This window comes from Pontibacter sp. 13R65 (assembly GCF_047525655.1).
In the GTDB taxonomy this organism is placed as follows: Bacteria; Bacteroidota; Bacteroidia; order Cytophagales; family Hymenobacteraceae; genus Pontibacter.
In genome coordinates this window covers 1-15,978 of record NZ_JBLIQL010000043.1, presented here as the reverse complement: position 1 = coordinate 15,978, position 15,978 = coordinate 1, and the positions used below count along the sequence as shown (strand labels likewise).

Below are 15,978 nucleotides of genomic sequence, written 5' to 3'. Positions count from 1 at the left end.
TTTTACTACCTTCAAACTGTGGCAGTAGGGGCACTTGAGCTGAATAGTTATCTCGCACATAACTCTCAGCTAACACCTCTGCTGCCATTTTTATCCCACCATCATACATTCTAGACCACAACCCAAAATATTATAACCTCCTATTCAGACTCAGGCACAGTTTAATTCGAAAAGTAAGAGGTTATACGCGAGAGCGGAAACAGAATTATCTGTGGTGGCAGGGCACTTTTATAGGCAAAATTTTGCTTCTATAATTGGCAAAAAGCTAAATACCTATGTCTGACGAAAAAATAATGACAGATGCCAATTATGTAGAGCACATGTTTCTGCAGGTAGAAAGCAGCGACGCAGTATGTGTGCTCAACATTGCAGGACATCCTTATCGCTTGCGAGAGCTGATTTTTATGATGATTGAAAATGGTTGCCGCGTCATGAAGACCACCGCCGATATGTACAATACTTTCTCCTTCGATAAGGAAACGGTGGAGGTGTACGATTATCTTACCACCATCATAAAAGCCAGATTTTTGTAAGAACTATTGTAAAACTAATTGTCTAAAAATTTTCAGTACAATTTCTGGTTATGGACTAAATTGTACTGATTTATAGCAGAAAGGGCCACCTTACCGGTGGCCCTTTCTGCTATAACTGCTGAATTTTAATTTCTTTCGGATGCGAAGCTGCGTCGTGGTAAGGCAGCTTAATTTGCAGCTGCCCATCCTGATGCACAGCCTCTATACGCATAAGGTCCACCTGTGGCGGCAGCATATACGTTCTGTTAAAGAGCGGAATAGCTACCTGGGCATCGCCATCGCTGTGCAGCATCGATAATACGGTAAGCTGGTTGTTGTGCAAAACTATCTTAAACGAATTAGAGTCTACACCGGCAGCCCAAACCTTTATAACGGCGCCCTTTTTATATTTTTCGATATTTACATAGGTTTCGCTCACGCCTCCTCCTATCGTATTGAACAGGTTGATGTGTTGTGCGATGTTGCGTAAAAATTCTTTATCTTTAATCAGTTTCATGTCTTCACCTCTTATCTTGTTCAGACTGAACAGTGCAAATTAAGTGCCACTTATCTGCAGTTTGCTTCCTGCTATTTATGCTAAATCATCACTCAGACAACTTGACTCATATACTATAACTAAAATGTTGATTAAAAGCCATACTGTCAGTATTTTATACACTTACTTATAATTTTTGCCAGATTTACACGTTAGGACCTCATCTTCATTGTTTATTTTAATAACTAAAAGATAATTTTAGCGAAAATCTGTTTTAGAAAGCGAAAGCTTTTACCATGTAAAAATGTAGGCACCTGATGTATGCAAACGGCTGGCCAATTTTACCTTGCTCCCAAGTATTATAAAGCGCAAAATCTTATCAGCAAATAAACGCTTCACCTGAAAATTTCAGCATCGGCTTATGAGCCACGAGGATCTAAACAGGCTCCGGAAGCCCATTTCCATTAGAATAATTTAAACGACATAGGTGCCTCAGGTACTTGTGCGGGCCAGATACCAAGCCAAGTATAGGCTGTTTTCGATTCCGTAGAACTAACCGATCAGATTTTGGCTGCGTATATTAGAATAATAGATTTTTAGCCATTTCAGGCCTCAACATAAGGTGGCTACCAAAGCATTATCAACTTTAGCCAACCTACACAGGCTACTGAGCATTGCAGCAGCCTGTGTAGGACAATGCTTCTAGATTAAGAGCGATTTTTTTGCCAACGAAAAGGCATTTTTAGCTAATCATCTAACAGCAAAACCAGCAGTAGACAGGGCTTTTTTAAAGTAGTGGTAAGAGCAATATTACCTACATAGATTGCAACGCAACCAACAGCAGCTGCCTTTGCTCGTCGTATAGTAAAGACAAACGAATATCAGGAGATGCTTTACCTTAAAATACATTTTACTTATGGCAAAAATATTTTTTCAAAAATCAGAGGTTACCATTACTTACGATGAGGCATTACACCTAGGCAAGGCTATGTGGGATGGGATGAGTTTCTAAACGGTTAAGGTTTTAGAGAAGCCGCTACTGTGTATTTACACATGGTAGAAGAGCTTTGGCCTATGAAAAGGCTTGGCGATAACCGCAAAATGAAAGCTAATCGGCCTACGGACCAAGAGTAGTTTGTACAGAAAATCCTGCTCCGCCTTATGCACTCTACTATACGCCGCAATGCCATTGTTGTATCCGAAGACTTTTTCAATCGCACAGCTGTAGAGCAGATTCATAAAAGGGCAGCCGGTAAAGACAATATGATCATTAAAGAATTCGACAAGAAGATTCTGGCATTGGCATGGCCAAAACAACCTATTTCAATACCAGCTACAGAGTAGCCATTTCTCGTCTTCTTGCCACCTCTTTAGCAACCAAAGCACCAGTTTGCCTGAGAGGTGATGTTACTTTTAGCACCCGGAAACATTGTTCCTGATCTTACTTCTCATTAACATATTTTTAGGACCAGTCTGATAATTAACTACCTGCTCTACAATTTTGAAAAAAACTCAGCTCATCATTTCATTTTTGCATTTTGGTGTATGAGGTAGTCTTGACTAAGTATAAATACTGTAATTATCTCTTATAATAAATTTTTATAGTTTCTATTCAAATAGAACTTTCCTTTTTTCAATACACTTATTTCATCCACCTCTATATAAAGCAATACAGCAGCGAAAATGGGAATTAGCATCATGTTCATTTATTTATATATTTGTACTTTTTAGAGTGGATATGATGCAAATTTATTTTCAGAACAATTTTGTAAGTCTTCAGTATGACGTTAAGCACCGCCTTGGCAAAGCCATCTGGAAAGGGCATTTAAGAGGTCCTGAACTCCGAGAAGCGTACCTTTTAAGTCTGGATTTAATTGAACGTCATTATTTAACTAGCTGGCTGGCCGACGACCGCCTGATGTTAACTATTGCTCCTGAGGATCTGCAGTGGAGCCTGGAGGTATTTGTGCCCCGCTTAGTCAAAACTTCCTTAGTTCGGATGGCCCGCCTCCCTTCGCACTCCGATGAAAACCGCGAAGGCGTAAGAGAAATGATCATCAGGGGCCATACATACTACATCGATCTTACTGTTAAGGATTTTACGAGCGAGCAGGAGGCCTTGAAGTGGCTACTGGAGCAAACGCCGATAAATTAACCTCCAGCCGATTCCGGACTGCTTTTATGCTGTTAAAGGCACCCTTTGCCACCAAAAAGCCAAAACACCTCCGGAAGGCCATTTTCATTAGCGTAATTTCTGCTGTACTGCTCCTGACTCCGCCGCGGTGGTTATGGAACTAAGAACTGCTACACGGGTTGCGCCTACACTGTTTTTACTCGTGCTTGTTTGATAACTCGCGGCTCCAAAAATAAATCCAGATTCTGCCTGCTCTGAGTTGTGCGTCATCAGAATAATGAGTAACTAGAACAAACAATAGTTTTTGTAACAAATATAGTTACCAGACATGAGAAGCTTTATTGGTTCTGCAATAGGTGGCATAATGCTTTTAGCCACACTACTTTTTTCAGGATGTAACAATACTACCCCAGAGCAAATGCGCCACATTGTTATTTTCAAGTATAAGCCTGCTGCCACCGCAGAGCAAATTGAGCAGGTAACTCAAGCCTTTAGCGATTTAAAGGATAAGATTCCGGGCATTGTAGCCTTTGAGCATGGTGTTAACGACAGCCCTGAAAACAAAAACATCGGATTTACCCACGTCTATCAGATGACGTTTGAAGATGCAGCCGCCCGCGACACGTATCTGCCTCACCCGGAACACAAGAAGTTTGGCGAGCTGCTGGGGCAACTGGGCATTCTGGAAGATGCCTTCGTGGTAGATTATGTGCCGGTGGGGGAGTAGCTGAGGTTTTTAGCGTTTAGCCCTATTCGTCTTACCACAGCACGCTCTCGAAAAGCAAGATAGCCCTGCAGCAGGAAGAGGTGCTAACGTGGTTCGGTAGCCGTGAAGCCATCAACAGCAGCGCAAAGACCATACCACCAACTTTAATACTAATGCTCCGTTCCTAGAACAAGACGAGCTATAATACAAAGACCTTGCAACGTGCGCAGCTCCTGCGAGTGTCTGGGAGATACAATTTTGCTCCTGTTAATCCCGGAATTACATTATTCAATTTCTAATTTTTTTCTGTCTGAATAGTCTCATCTTCACCATATTGGCAATAAAAAAAGGGAGGCTATATAGCCTCCCTTCAATGTTATTCTCCATTCTTTATTCCTTAGCTACCGCAAGCCTCACAAGAATCCGGATCATCCAGAGAGCAGGCCATGTCGCTGCGGTTCTGATCCTGATTACTGTATACCGGAGATAGCGTTTCGGCTGCCTGTTTCTCTACCGTAAACTTAATGGCATCTACAGCGGCTTTGGTGCGCAGGTAATACATACCAGTTTTGAGTCCTTTCTTCCAGGCATGGAAGTGCATAGAAGTCAGCTTGCCGAAGTTCACGTTCATTACGTGCAGGTTCAGCGACTGGCTCTGGCAGATAAAAGCACCACGATCGGCACTCATATCGATAACCGTACGTTGGCTGATCTCCCAAACTGTTTTGTATAGGTCTTTGATGTTCTGCGGAATGTTCGGAATGTCTTGTACCGAGCCGTTGGCCGCGATAATAGCATTCTTCATTTTGTCGTTCCAGATGCCAAGCCCGATCAGGTCTTTGAGAAGGTGCTTGTTCACCACCATAAACTCACCACTTAGCACACGGCGTACATAGATGTTTGAAGTGTATGGCTCAAACGACTCGTTGTTACCCAGAATCTGTGCAGTAGAAGCAGTTGGCATCGGTGCCAGCAACAGTGAGTTGCGTACACCATATTCCATTACCTCTTTGCGCAGCTCTTCCCAATCCCAACGGCCAGATTCAGGCGTTACACCCCACATATCGAACTGGAACTTGCCTTCTGACAACGGAGATCCTTTGAAAGTCTCGTAAGCACCTTGCTTCTTGGCCAGGTCTTTAGAGGCCGTCATGGCAGCGAAGTAAAGCGTCTCGAAAATGTCTTTGTTCAGACCACGCGCCTCTTCGCTCTCGAACGGCATGCGCAGGTGAATAAAGGTATCGGCCAGGCCTTGCACACCCAACCCGATAGGCCGATGGCGCATGTTAGAATTGCGCGCTTCCTGCACTGGGTAATAATTTATGTCGATAACCTTGTTCAGGTTTTTGGTAACATGGTACGTTACATCAAACAGCTTCTGGTGGTCGAACACCTTATGTCCATTTTCCTCTTTCACGAAACGTGGCAGCGCCAACGATGCCAGGTTACACACGGCAACCTCGTTTTCGTCGGTGTACTCCATTATTTCAGTGCAGAGGTTGGAACTCTTAATAGTACCCAGGTTCTGTTGGTTGCTCTTGCTGTTGGCGGCATCTTTGTAGAGCATATACGGAGTACCTGTTTCTATCTGAGACTCCAGCACCGCAAACCATAATTCCTGCGCCTTCACTGTTTTGCGGGCGCGGCCTTCACGCTCATATTTCTCATACAGGCGTTCAAACTCTACACCCCAGCAGTCGGCCAGGCCAGGTGCTTCATGCGGGNACTCCAGCACCGCAAACCATAATTCCTGCGCCTTCACTGTTTTGCGGGCGCGGCCTTCACGCTCATATTTCTCATACAGGCGTTCAAACTCTACACCCCAGCAGTCGGCCAGGCCAGGTGCTTCATGCGGGCAGAACAGGCTCCAGTCGCCGTTTTGCTCTACACGCTTCATAAACAGGTCTGGTGTCCAGAGAGCGTAGAACAGGTCGCGCGCGCGGTTCTCTTCTTTACCATGGTTCTTCTTCAGGTCCAGGAACTCGAAGATATCGGCGTGCCAAGGCTCCAGGTAAATAGCAAAGGCTCCTTTTCGCTTGCCACCGCCCTGATCTACGTAGCGGGCCGTGTCGTTGAACACTTTTAGCATAGGTATAATGCCGTTGCTGGTGCCGTTTGTGCCTTTAATATAAGAGCCTGTAGCGCGTACATTATGAATGCTGAGGCCAATACCGCCTGCACTCTGCGAAATCTGTGCGCATTGCTTCAACGTATCGTAGATACCTGGTATGCTATCGTCTTTCATAGAAAGCAAGAAGCACGAAGAAAGCTGTGGTTTTGGAGTACCCGCGTTAAAGAGCGTTGGCGTGGCGTGTGTAAACCACTTTTCGGACATGAGATTATAAGTCTCGATGGCAGATTCGATGTCCTCTTTGTGGATACCCACAGCCACGCGCATGAGCATGTGCTGCGGACGCTCAACTATTCTTCCATCTAGGCGCAGCAGGTAAGAGCGTTCCAGCGTTTTGTAGCCAAAGTAATCGTAGTTATAATCGCGGTCGTATATAATGGTAGAGTCGAGGGTAGCAGCATGCTTGCGGATGATCTCATACACATCTTTCGCGATCAGCGAAGCGTTTTCACCAGTTTTAGGATCTACATAGGTGTAGAGGCGCTTCATTGTGTTCGAAAACGACTTGCTGGTAACCTTGTGAAGGTTAGAGATAGCAATGCGTGCCGCCAGCACCGCATAATCGGGGTGCTTGGTGGTAAGCGAGGCCGCAGTTTCAGCAGCCAAGTTATCCAGCTCTACAGTGGTTACACCGTCGTAAATGCCGTCGATCACTTTCTTGGCCACCTCAATCGGCGACACATAGTCCATGTTCAGGGCATAGCACAGTTTCTCGATGCGTGCGGTAATTTTATCGAATTTAACGGATTCGCGACGGCCGTCTCTTTTAACTACTAACATAGCGTATACATTTAGCGGGGGTAAAGGGCCCGGGTTATCAAAAAATACAAGGTATATATGTGCTTCTGCAAATGCAGAAGATGGAGTCTAAGTATGCTTCACAATGCCATACGCAAATAGTAGCGTAAGCCGTTGGAGTACAAAGTTTTATAGGCAAATAAAAATACTTTTGCTATATACTGGAATGCAGATGCCTGCCAAAAGGCGGTGCGCCACCTTGTGTCCAGAGCCTGGAGCTTAGCTTAAGGGTGAGTGACAACATGTTATAAAACGGCAGGCGCTCTGCAAACACAAAGATGTTGTAGCAGCGCGCCTGCAGGAACTGATATTTAAAAATCTTCGTCAAGTGAGAACATCTTCTTGTCTTTGTCTCCGCCCACACCAGCTTTCTGGTATTCGCCCACACGTTTTTCAAAGAAGTTGGTCTTGCCTTGCAGCGAGATCATTTCCATGAAGTCGAATGGATTGGTGGAGTTGTATATTTTGCTGCAGCCCAACTCACCCAGCAGGCGGTCGGCTACAAACTCAATGTACTGGCTCATTAACTTGGCGTTCATGCCAATCAGGTCTACCGGAAGCGCATCTGTAACGAACTCCTGCTCAATAGTTACCGCATCGCGGATAATTTCCTGCACCCGCGCCTCAGGCAGCTTGTTTACCAACATAGAGTACAGCAGGCAGGCAAAATCGCAGTGCAGGCCTTCGTCGCGGCTAATCAGTTCGTTCGAAAAAGTAAGGCCAGGCATCAGGCCACGCTTCTTCATCCAGAAAATAGAGCAGAAAGACCCCGAGAAGAAGATACCTTCTACAGCCGCAAAAGCAACCAGGCGTTCTGCAAAATTCTCACTCTCGATCCAGCGCAGCGCCCACTCGCCTTTTTTACCAACTGCCGGCACCGTCTCTAAGGCGTTAAATAAGTGGTCTTTCTCCTTCTGATTTTTTACATAAGTATCGATCAGCAACGAATAAGTCTCCGAGTGAATGTTCTCCATCATAATCTGGAAACCGTAGAAGCAGCGGGCCTCTGGTATCTGCACCTCATTCATGAAGTTAACAGCCAGGTTCTCGTTCACAATTCCGTCTGATGCTGCAAAAAAGGCCAGTACGTGGCTTATAAAGTGTCTTTCGCCATCGTTCAGGTTCTCCCAGTCCTTAATATCCTGCGAAAGATCAATCTCCTCTGCTGTCCAGAAGCTGGCTTCCGCTAATTTATACATCTTCCAAACGGCATCGTGCTGTATCGGGAACAAGACGAAGCGGTTTGGGTTTTCTTTTAGTATTGGCTCCATAAACACGTAAGCTTTATAGTTAAGGCACCCTGATGAGGCGGCTTGCCTCGGGGCGCTAGTGATTTTTAAAGGAACGAGTAGTGGCTCTTTCCGCTACCCTTCAATATCAGGAGTTCAAATATATGGAATAGAACTTGAAATCGGGGGCTAAAGTTTTTCAATTTCTCCACACTTTTACAACGTACTCATTATCTGATGTTTACAATCAAATTAACAGGCATATAAACATCTACAATTGTTTATATATTCATGCATGAATGCCATAACAGCACAATGAGGCAGACATAGCAGCTAAGAAAAGTTATATAAAAGCGCAACACAAACTTAACTTTACGGTTACATTCCCCATCAAAATACAAATTACATTTGCACCCCCAATTCCTGCCTCTGCCACTCTTTACAGGTTACCAACTTCATTTTGTGGACAACTCAAAACTCTAAAAATAGATCTATACACCTATTGTTCAGATGATTATACCAAGTTTTAAACCACGGCAATTTTTACCACACAGATTTCAACATCGTTATCCACACAGGTGTGCATAACAGTATAAAATGCTTATAAAACAAATTAAGACACAAGTGTTTGCATAATAAAAAATAGAACCGTACTTTTGCAGACTAAAATTTTAAATATACATTGAAGCTGATGTACGCAATTGTAGAAATCGCAGGTCAACAGACCAAAGTAGAAAACGGCAAGTTTATCTACGCTAGCAAGCTTTCCGGCAACGATGGTGACGCCGTTGAGTTCACCAATGTTCTTCTTACCGATGATAACGGAACTATTACCTTAGGCGCTCCTTTTGTAGATGGCGTTAAAGTAACCGGCAAAATCCTTGGCGATGTGAAAGGCGATAAAATTATCGTTTTCAAAAAGAAGAGAAGAAAAGGATACAGAAAGAAGAATGGTCACCGCCAGCACTTCACGAAGGTCCTGATCGAAAGCATTGGGTAAGCAAGTAGTAAGAAGAATTTAATCGTTTTGAAAATTTTCAGGTCTGGCAACAGCCTGAAGTAAATAGTTAAAGAAAATGGCACACAAAAAAGGAGCTGGTAGTTCTAACAACGGTCGCGAATCGCATTCTAAACGACTTGGTGTTAAGATTTATGGTGGCCAGGATATCATCGCTGGTAACATCATTGTAAGACAAAGAGGCACTGCGCACCACCCAGGCCAGAACGTAGGTATTGGCAAAGACCATACTTTGTTCGCTTTGGTAGATGGCGTAGTTGAGTTCAGAAAAGGAAGAAAAGATCGTTCTTACGTTTCTGTACTTCCTAAAGTACAAGCTGAGGCTTAGTATAAACTGCTTCGGCAGTCAACAACTACAGAAAAGGGATGCCAGCCGGCATCCCTTTTCTGTTTTAAAGCGCCAGCTCGACTTACCTACCCCTAAGCAAAAAATAGCCATTTTGCCTCCGGAAGGCTATTTTCATTAGAATAATTGGTGGTTGCTGATTGTTAGTTGCTGAATTGTTAAATGGTTGATTTAAAAACTTAAAGATGAGAAGATTTGAAAATGGGAAGATGGAGAAAGGTGAGCTTCAAATGAATAAAGGTTAAAATCACCTCCTATTCATAACTCCTGTTGCAGCTCTTAATCACAAGCAGGCATCTTGAGCATCAACTACTAGCACAAATTTCCAGTTCTTGGGTTGAGCGCCTTTGCAGGTTCCCGGTGCCGCGGGAGCGGCGGCCCGCAAGGGCAGGAAAGATGCAGCAGCGCGATCCCTAAAGACGAGGCCCCGCGGCCGCGAGCGCTTGGAGCCGCAACAATGCAATAAGAAAGCATAAGGGCACCGGATCAAGCAGTTGCAAGGAGAGTTGGAACCCATTACAGGTGCAATGGCAGCATTTTTAACCAAACAGCAGCCTATAACTCCTAACTCTTACCTAGCCTTGGAAAGAGCCTTAGATCTCGCATTTCTACCCCCCCCCCCCGGAAGGCCATTTTCATTAGAATAATTCATCTCCCAAACACCCTTTTCACCTCATCATCTTGCCAAACCTGGTACAGCGAAACGTAACAGGCCTCACAAAAGCTAACAGAGAACATAATTTGTTAACAGCAAAATTTTATTTCCTGCAAATATCTACTTAACTTGCAGGTTCTTATCAAGAAAGACTGAGGGACAGGGCCCGTCGATGTCTTAGCAACCTGGGTAATGCCGAGGTGCTAACTCCCTCCTGGTAACCATAGCCAGGGAAGATAAGACTGTGCATCCTACCTCCAGGTGTCCTTCTTGATAAGCAACAACCGCTGTAGACTTAAGAGAAGAGAGACACCAATACATGAAAGACCACCCTATTTATAAACTGCTGCAGGAGCGCGTGCTGGTGCTAGATGGCGCCATGGGTACCATGATTCAGCGATATGAGCTACAGGAGCAGGACTTCCGTGGCGATCGCTTTAAAGACCACCCCAGCGACCTGAAAGGCAATAACGACCTGCTTTCGCTTACCCGCCCCGATGTTATTAAGCAAATTCACCTCGACTACTTAGAGGCAGGCGCTGATATCATAGAGACGAATACCTTTAGTGGCACTACCATTGCCATGGCCGATTACCACCTCGAGCACATTGTATATGAGCTCAACTACGAGTCGGCCCGCATTGCACGTGAGGCAGCAGATGAAATAACAGCTAAGAATCCGGACAAACCGCGTTTGGTAGCAGGAGCCATTGGCCCTACCAACCGCACGGCGTCTCTCTCTCCGGATGTAAACAACCCCGGCTACCGCGCCATCACCTTCGACCAATTGGTAGAGGCCTACTACGAACAGGTAAAAGGCTTGGCCGACGGTGGCTGCGATGTACTGCTCATTGAAACCGTTTTTGATACCCTGAACTGTAAGGCAGCGCTGTTTGCGGCAGAACAGTTTGTGATAGATGGTGGCAAGAAACTGCCGATCATGGTGTCCGGCACCATTACCGATGCCAGCGGCCGCACCTTATCGGGGCAGACGGTAGAGGCTTTCTGGAACTCGATCTCGCATGCGCCTATTGTGAGCGTTGGCTTTAACTGCGCCCTGGGTGCACGCCAGCTCAAGACGCACATTCAGGAGCTATCGCGTATCTCCGATATTTACATTAGCGCTTACCCCAACGCTGGTCTGCCAAATGCCTTCGGAGGCTACGACGAAACCGCTGATGAAATGGGCGCTATTGTGGAGGAGTACCTACAGGAGGGGCTAGTAAACATTTTGGGTGGTTGTTGTGGCACTACGCCATCGCACATCAAACGTATAGCCGAACTGGCTGCCAAACATACCCCGCGCAAACCTTCTGTTATTGAGCCACTGCCACGCTACAGCGGCTTGGAGCCACTTACCATTACCCCGGAGTTGCTGTTCGTAAACGTAGGCGAGCGCACTAACGTAACCGGCTCTCGCAAATTTGCCCGCTTAATTGTAGAAGGCAAATTCGAAGATGCCCTGACCGTTGCCCGCCAGCAGGTAGAGGGCGGAGCGCAGATTATAGATGTGAACATGGACGAAGGCATGCTCGACTCAGAGCAGGCCATGACCAACTTCCTCAACCTCATCGCCTCCGAACCAGACATTTCCAAGCTACCTATCATGATCGACTCCTCTAAGTGGAGTGTGATAGAGGCTGGTTTGAAGTGTGTGCAAGGCAAATCCATTGTAAACTCCATCAGCTTAAAAGAGGGCGAAGACAGCTTCCGTAGGCTGGCCCGCAAAGTGCGCCAATACGGAGCAGCTGTGGTCGTGATGGCGTTTGATGAGCAGGGGCAGGCCGATACGCTGGAGCGACGCAAAGAGATCTGCGGCCGCTCTTACCGCATCCTGGTTGAAGAACTGGGCTTCCCGCCACAAGATATTATTTTCGACCCGAACATATTAGCCATTGCCACCGGCATAGAGGAGCATAACAACTATGCTGTAGAGTACCTCGATTCGGTTCGCTGGATCAAAGAGAACTTGCCGCATGCGCTGGTAAGCGGCGGTGTGAGTAACCTCTCCTTCTCTTTTAGAGGGAACGACCTGGTACGCGAGGCCATGCACACGGTATTCCTGTACTACGCTGTACAAGCCGGCATGGACATGGGCATTGTAAATGCTGGTATGATGGGCATTTACGAGGAAATACCGCTGGAGCTGCGCAACCTTATAGAAGATGTAATCTTTAACCGCCACCCCGATGCTACTGAGAAGCTGGTAAACTACGCCGAAACTGTAAAAGGCAAAGGCAAAACAGCCACCGGAGCAGATAACGCCTGGCGCGATGCGCCGGTAGAGGAGCGCCTGAAGCACTCGCTGGTAAAAGGTATTGTGGAATTTATCGACGAAGACACAGAAGAAGCCCGCCAGAAAGCCACCAGAACTCTCGACGTAATTGAAGGGCCGCTTATGGCCGGCATGACAGTAGTAGGCGATCTCTTCGGAGCTGGCAAAATGTTTCTGCCGCAGGTAGTGAAGAGTGCCCGTGTAATGAAGAAGTCGGTGGCTTACCTGCTGCCCTTTATGGAGAAGGAGAAGCTGGCATCCGACACGTCTAAGTCAACGGCTGGTACTATTCTAATGGCCACTGTAAAAGGCGATGTGCACGACATCGGCAAAAATATTGTTGGCGTCGTGCTGGCCTGCAACAACTACGAAGTAATAGACATGGGCGTGATGGTACCGCTCGACAAAATACTGGCAGAGGCAGAAGCGCAGAAAGTAGACATTATCGGACTGAGCGGCCTCATTACGCCTTCTCTGGATGAGATGGTGTATGTGGCACAGGAGATGGAACGCCGTGGCATGAAAATTCCGCTGCTGATTGGCGGTGCCACCACCTCACGCATACACACGGCCGTAAAAATTGCGCCGCAGTACAGCGGGCCGGTGGTGCACGTACACGATGCCTCGCGTAGCGTAACCGTGGTAAGCAGCCTGCTCAGTAGCAACCGCGATGCCTATATTGCCGAAATAAAAGCAGAGTACCAGAAACTCCGCGAAGACCACCATGGCCGCACCAAAGACCGCTCTTTTGCCACCATTGCAGAAGCCAGAGCCAATAAATACAAAGTAGACTGGCAGGCACGGCAGCCGGTGAAACCAAGCTTCCTGGGCAACAAAGTATTCACAAACTACCCACTGGCGGAGATCGTGCCGTACATCGACTGGACTCCGTTCTTCCATACCTGGGAGCTCAAGCGCCAGTACCCAAAAATCCTTAACGACCCGGAACTGGGAACAGAGGCTACCAAACTCTTTGCCGATGCGCAGGAAATGCTGCAGCAGATCGTAGACGAGCAGTTACTGGAAGCAAGGGCCGTAGTAGGTTTTTACCCGGCTAACGTAGAGGCCGACGATACCATTGAAGTCTACACTGATGATTCACGTGGAAACCTGCTCACAGAGTTCCACACGCTGCGCCAGCAGGGCAAAAAAGGCGACAAAGTGCCGAACATGGCCTTCTCCGATTTTGTGGCTCCCAAAGAAACGGGTGTGCAGGACTATATTGGTGGCTTTGCCGTATCGGCAGGCTTTGGCATCGAGAAGCTAGTAGAAAAATACGAAGCCGACCACGACGATTACCGCTCCATTATGGTGAAAGCCCTGGCCGACCGCCTAGCTGAAGCCTTTGCCGAACTCATGCACGCCAAAGTGCGAAAAGAGCTATGGGGTTATGCTCCAGACGAACAACTGGGTAACGATGAGCTGATAAAAGAAAAGTATCAGGGCGTTCGTCCGGCACCGGGATACCCCGGCTGCCCTGACCACACCGAGAAAATAACGCTGTTCAACCTGCTCAAGGCAGAGGAGCAAACCGGCATCATCCTGACGGAGAACCTGGCCATGTACCCCGCTTCTTCGGTTAGCGGTTTGTACTTCTCGCATCCGGAGTCGCGTTACTTTGGCCTCGGCAAAATTGGCGAAGACCAGGTAGCCGACATTGCCCGTCGCAAAGGCATGCCACAGGAGGAACTGGAGCGCTGGCTCTCACCAAACCTGAACTACGACCCAAAACCAGTATCGCAACCAGCTTAATTTGACTTTATCGTAGCACGAATCACGTAGCACGTACTACGACAAAAATATTCTTTGGCAGCAGTTTCTATGAACAGAAGTCGTGTATCGTGCTACGTGATACACGCTACGCCATCACCCGAAATAATTACATGAAAGTAACGGAACATTTTAATAACGCTGAAAAGACTTTATTTACCTTCGAGATACTGCCTCCGCTGAAAGGCGAGAACATGCGCACCCTGTTCGACCACATAGACCCGCTGATGGAGTTTAAGCCGCCTTTTATAGATGTAACTTATCACCGCGAGGAGTATGTGTACAAGCAGCGGGAGAACGGCTTGCTCGAAAAGATCACCACGCGCAAGCGCCCGGGTACAGTAGGTATTTGTGCCGCCATCCAAAACTACTACAAAGTAGACACGGTGCCCCACCTGATCTGCGGCGGCTTTAACAAAGAAGAAACTGAAAATGCGCTTATCGACCTGCACTTTCTGGGCATCGACAATGTGCTGGTGCTGCGTGGCGATTGCGTGAAAAACGAATCTAGGTTTACGCCTGAGCCAGGAGGCCATGCCTATGCCACCGAGCTGATAGGGCAGGTAGTGAACATGAACAACGGCCGCTACCTAGACGATGAGCAAGCCTTTAAGAACAGCACCGACTTTTGCATCGGTGTAGCTGGCTACCCCGAAAAGCACTCCGAGGCCCCTAACCTGAAAGCCGATCTGCAATGGCTGAAGAGAAAAATAGAGCTGGGAGCAGACTATGTAGTAACGCAGATGTTTTTCGACACGCAGAAGTACATCGACTTTGTAAACCTCTGCCGCGAAGAAGGTATTAATGTGCCTATTATTCCAGGCCTGAAACCCCTAACCACTAAGTCGCAGCTTTCGGTACTGCCAAGCTTCTTCCACCTCGACATACCATGTGAGCTGGCCGAAGCCGTAGAGGCCTGCAAAGACAACAAACAAGTAGCAGAAGTAGGCGTTGAGTGGGCTATCAAGCAGTCGAAGGAGCTGATGGCGTTTGGTGTGCCGTGCCTGCACTATTACTCTATGGGCCGCTCTGGTTCTGTAAGAAAAGTAGCAGAAGCGCTGTTTTAGAAAGCTTCAAAAATTGGTTTGATGTTATCTTATGACAAAGGCTGTGGCTCTTGCTGCAGCCTTTGTTGTGTTAGCAGGAGCCACAGCCAGGCAACTCTCCCTCAATTATTCTAACTCAAGTTGCGATTATGTACCTCTGTTGAAAGTGTAGGCCAGGAGGAATAGCTTTAGTTTAAGGATAAATCCTTGTGGGGTAACAGCATGAATAGCGCGCGGGAAAGCAGCCTGTATTTCACTAAAGGTTGTTTCGATTATCTTTCTCATCGCTCTTTTGAGGAGGGCCATAGCCTGATTGTCTTTGCGCTTGCTGTTGTTTTTCCTCTCCGGCAGCAACTCTACCTGCTCGCGCTCTAGTAGCGGGTCTTCTACCTCATAGTTGGTGTAGGCCTGTCAAGAGCTTGCTGCCTTCTGGCAGCTCCAACTGCATGGCCTGTAAAGCCCTGCTGGCATGCACACTACCTGCCACAATGAAAAATTGCACCGGCAGGCCATCAACTGTGGTGATGACTTCAACTTTAAAACCGTAGAAGTACTCCCTTTTGGAAGCATTGTACCCTCTGTAGGCCCTGTGGCGAAGCAACTTGCACCTGGCAAAGCAGCCTGCACCTGTTGATGCGAATGTTTCTGCACACAGCAACAGGAAAGGAGTCAATGGCATACTCACTGCAGGTGTTGAGCTCCCTGAGGCTTTCTCCTAAAGCCGTAAAGATGGCTGCTTGGAGTTGCTACCTTTGACTGGAGACCTATTTAGGGCAGATTTGATTTAATAACTTAAATTTGACTATGATGGAACGACGTGTATTTGATACCTCCTTTAAACGGATGGCTATTGACCTCTCCT

Annotated in this window: 14 protein-coding genes and 1 riboswitch; of the genes, 8 read left to right on the top strand and 6 right to left on the bottom strand. The window is 46.9% G+C overall.

Annotated features, from left to right (window positions below; translation table 11 throughout):
- Positions 1-275: 275 nt before the first annotated feature.
- Positions 276-533 carry a hypothetical protein gene (locus tag ACMA1I_RS23035; protein WP_337070853.1) on the top strand — a complete coding sequence of 86 codons (258 nt, stop codon included), beginning with the start codon at positions 276-278 and terminating at the stop codon, positions 531-533.
- 109 nt (positions 534-642) lie between these two features.
- Here the strand turns inward: ACMA1I_RS23035 and ACMA1I_RS23030 are convergent, their stop codons facing one another.
- The gene (locus ACMA1I_RS23030) at positions 643-1,029 is read right to left on the bottom strand and encodes an Hsp20/alpha crystallin family protein (RefSeq protein WP_337070852.1); all 387 of its coding nucleotides are present in this window, start codon (positions 1,027-1,029) and stop codon (positions 643-645) included.
- 1,140 nt (positions 1,030-2,169) lie between these two features.
- Between ACMA1I_RS23030 and ACMA1I_RS23025 the strand changes: the two genes are divergently transcribed.
- From ACMA1I_RS23025 to ACMA1I_RS23015, 3 genes are all read left to right on the top strand, one after another.
- A complete protein-coding gene (locus ACMA1I_RS23025; RefSeq protein ID WP_337070851.1) occupies positions 2,170-2,352 on the top strand; it encodes a hypothetical protein in 183 nt (60 codons plus the stop codon).
- Positions 2,353-2,746: 394 nt separating this feature from the next.
- Complete coding sequence (locus tag ACMA1I_RS23020; RefSeq protein ID WP_337070850.1) at positions 2,747-3,163, top strand: hypothetical protein; 417 nt, start codon at positions 2,747-2,749, stop codon at positions 3,161-3,163.
- Positions 3,164-3,560: 397 nt separating this feature from the next.
- A complete protein-coding gene (locus tag ACMA1I_RS23015; protein WP_337070849.1) occupies positions 3,561-3,869 on the top strand; it encodes a Dabb family protein in 309 nt (102 codons plus the stop codon).
- A gap of 376 nt (positions 3,870-4,245) precedes the next feature.
- On the opposite strand, the gene ACMA1I_RS23010 is transcribed toward ACMA1I_RS23015, so the two are convergent.
- From ACMA1I_RS23010 to ACMA1I_RS23000, 3 genes are all read right to left on the bottom strand, one after another.
- Complete coding sequence (locus ACMA1I_RS23010; RefSeq protein WP_414703972.1) at positions 4,246-6,759, bottom strand: ribonucleoside-diphosphate reductase subunit alpha; 2,514 nt, start codon at positions 6,757-6,759, stop codon at positions 4,246-4,248.
- Positions 6,760-6,931: 172 nt separating this feature from the next.
- On the bottom strand, positions 6,932-7,105 hold the full coding sequence (locus ACMA1I_RS23005) for a hypothetical protein (RefSeq protein ID WP_337070846.1): 174 nt from the start codon (positions 7,103-7,105) through the stop codon (positions 6,932-6,934).
- A complete protein-coding gene (locus ACMA1I_RS23000; RefSeq protein ID WP_337070845.1) occupies positions 7,089-8,048 on the bottom strand; it encodes a ribonucleoside-diphosphate reductase small subunit in 960 nt (319 codons plus the stop codon). Before ACMA1I_RS23000 ends, ACMA1I_RS23005 begins: the two co-directional genes overlap by 17 nt.
- Positions 8,049-8,697: 649 nt before the next feature.
- Between ACMA1I_RS23000 and rplU the strand changes: the two genes are divergently transcribed.
- From rplU to metF, 4 genes are all read left to right on the top strand, one after another.
- Positions 8,698-9,006 (top strand): 50S ribosomal protein L21, encoded by a 309-nt coding sequence (gene rplU / locus ACMA1I_RS22995; protein ID WP_337070844.1) that lies wholly within the window; start codon positions 8,698-8,700, stop codon positions 9,004-9,006.
- Positions 9,007-9,082: 76 nt separating this feature from the next.
- Positions 9,083-9,352: a 50S ribosomal protein L27 gene (gene rpmA / locus ACMA1I_RS22990; protein ID WP_337070843.1), complete on the top strand. Its 270-nt coding sequence runs from the start codon at positions 9,083-9,085 to the stop codon at positions 9,350-9,352.
- 809 nt (positions 9,353-10,161) lie between these two features.
- Positions 10,162-10,268: riboswitch (SAM riboswitch) on the top strand.
- A gap of 76 nt (positions 10,269-10,344) precedes the next feature.
- Positions 10,345-14,052 carry a methionine synthase gene (metH, locus tag ACMA1I_RS22985; RefSeq protein ID WP_337070842.1) on the top strand — a complete coding sequence of 1,236 codons (3,708 nt, stop codon included), beginning with the start codon at positions 10,345-10,347 and terminating at the stop codon, positions 14,050-14,052.
- A 131-nt stretch (positions 14,053-14,183) separates the two neighbouring features.
- The gene (gene metF, locus ACMA1I_RS22980; RefSeq protein WP_337070841.1) at positions 14,184-15,137 is read left to right on the top strand and encodes a methylenetetrahydrofolate reductase [NAD(P)H]; all 954 of its coding nucleotides are present in this window, start codon (positions 14,184-14,186) and stop codon (positions 15,135-15,137) included.
- Between the two features lie 126 nt (positions 15,138-15,263).
- On the opposite strand, the gene ACMA1I_RS22975 is transcribed toward metF, so the two are convergent.
- On the bottom strand, positions 15,264-15,401 hold the full coding sequence (locus tag ACMA1I_RS22975) for a hypothetical protein (protein ID WP_337070840.1): 138 nt from the start codon (positions 15,399-15,401) through the stop codon (positions 15,264-15,266).
- A 106-nt stretch (positions 15,402-15,507) separates the two neighbouring features.
- Positions 15,508-15,795: a hypothetical protein gene (locus tag ACMA1I_RS22970; RefSeq protein ID WP_337070839.1), complete on the bottom strand. Its 288-nt coding sequence runs from the start codon at positions 15,793-15,795 to the stop codon at positions 15,508-15,510.
- Between the last annotated feature and the right edge of the window lie 183 nt (positions 15,796-15,978).

What these genes read in the sequence shown, in the direction of transcription:
- ACMA1I_RS23035 (WP_337070853.1), top strand. Translation starts at nt 276, where the DNA reads ATGTCTGACGAAAAAATAATGACAGATGCCAATTATGTAGAGCACATG.
- ACMA1I_RS23030 (WP_337070852.1), bottom strand. Translation starts at nt 1,029, where the DNA reads ATGAAACTGATTAAAGATAAAGAATTTTTACGCAACATCGCACAACAC.
- ACMA1I_RS23025 (WP_337070851.1), top strand. Translation starts at nt 2,170, where the DNA reads ATGCACTCTACTATACGCCGCAATGCCATTGTTGTATCCGAAGACTTT.
- ACMA1I_RS23020 (WP_337070850.1), top strand. Translation starts at nt 2,747, where the DNA reads ATGATGCAAATTTATTTTCAGAACAATTTTGTAAGTCTTCAGTATGAC.
- ACMA1I_RS23015 (WP_337070849.1), top strand. Translation starts at nt 3,561, where the DNA reads ATGCGCCACATTGTTATTTTCAAGTATAAGCCTGCTGCCACCGCAGAG.
- ACMA1I_RS23000 (WP_337070845.1), bottom strand. Translation starts at nt 8,048, where the DNA reads ATGGAGCCAATACTAAAAGAAAACCCAAACCGCTTCGTCTTGTTCCCG.
- rplU (WP_337070844.1), top strand. Translation starts at nt 8,698, where the DNA reads ATGTACGCAATTGTAGAAATCGCAGGTCAACAGACCAAAGTAGAAAAC.
- rpmA (WP_337070843.1), top strand. Translation starts at nt 9,083, where the DNA reads ATGGCACACAAAAAAGGAGCTGGTAGTTCTAACAACGGTCGCGAATCG.
- metH (WP_337070842.1), top strand. Translation starts at nt 10,345, where the DNA reads ATGAAAGACCACCCTATTTATAAACTGCTGCAGGAGCGCGTGCTGGTG.
- metF (WP_337070841.1), top strand. Translation starts at nt 14,184, where the DNA reads ATGAAAGTAACGGAACATTTTAATAACGCTGAAAAGACTTTATTTACC.
- ACMA1I_RS22975 (WP_337070840.1), bottom strand. Translation starts at nt 15,401, where the DNA reads ATGAGAAAGATAATCGAAACAACCTTTAGTGAAATACAGGCTGCTTTC.
- ACMA1I_RS22970 (WP_337070839.1), bottom strand. Translation starts at nt 15,795, where the DNA reads ATGCCATTGACTCCTTTCCTGTTGCTGTGTGCAGAAACATTCGCATCA.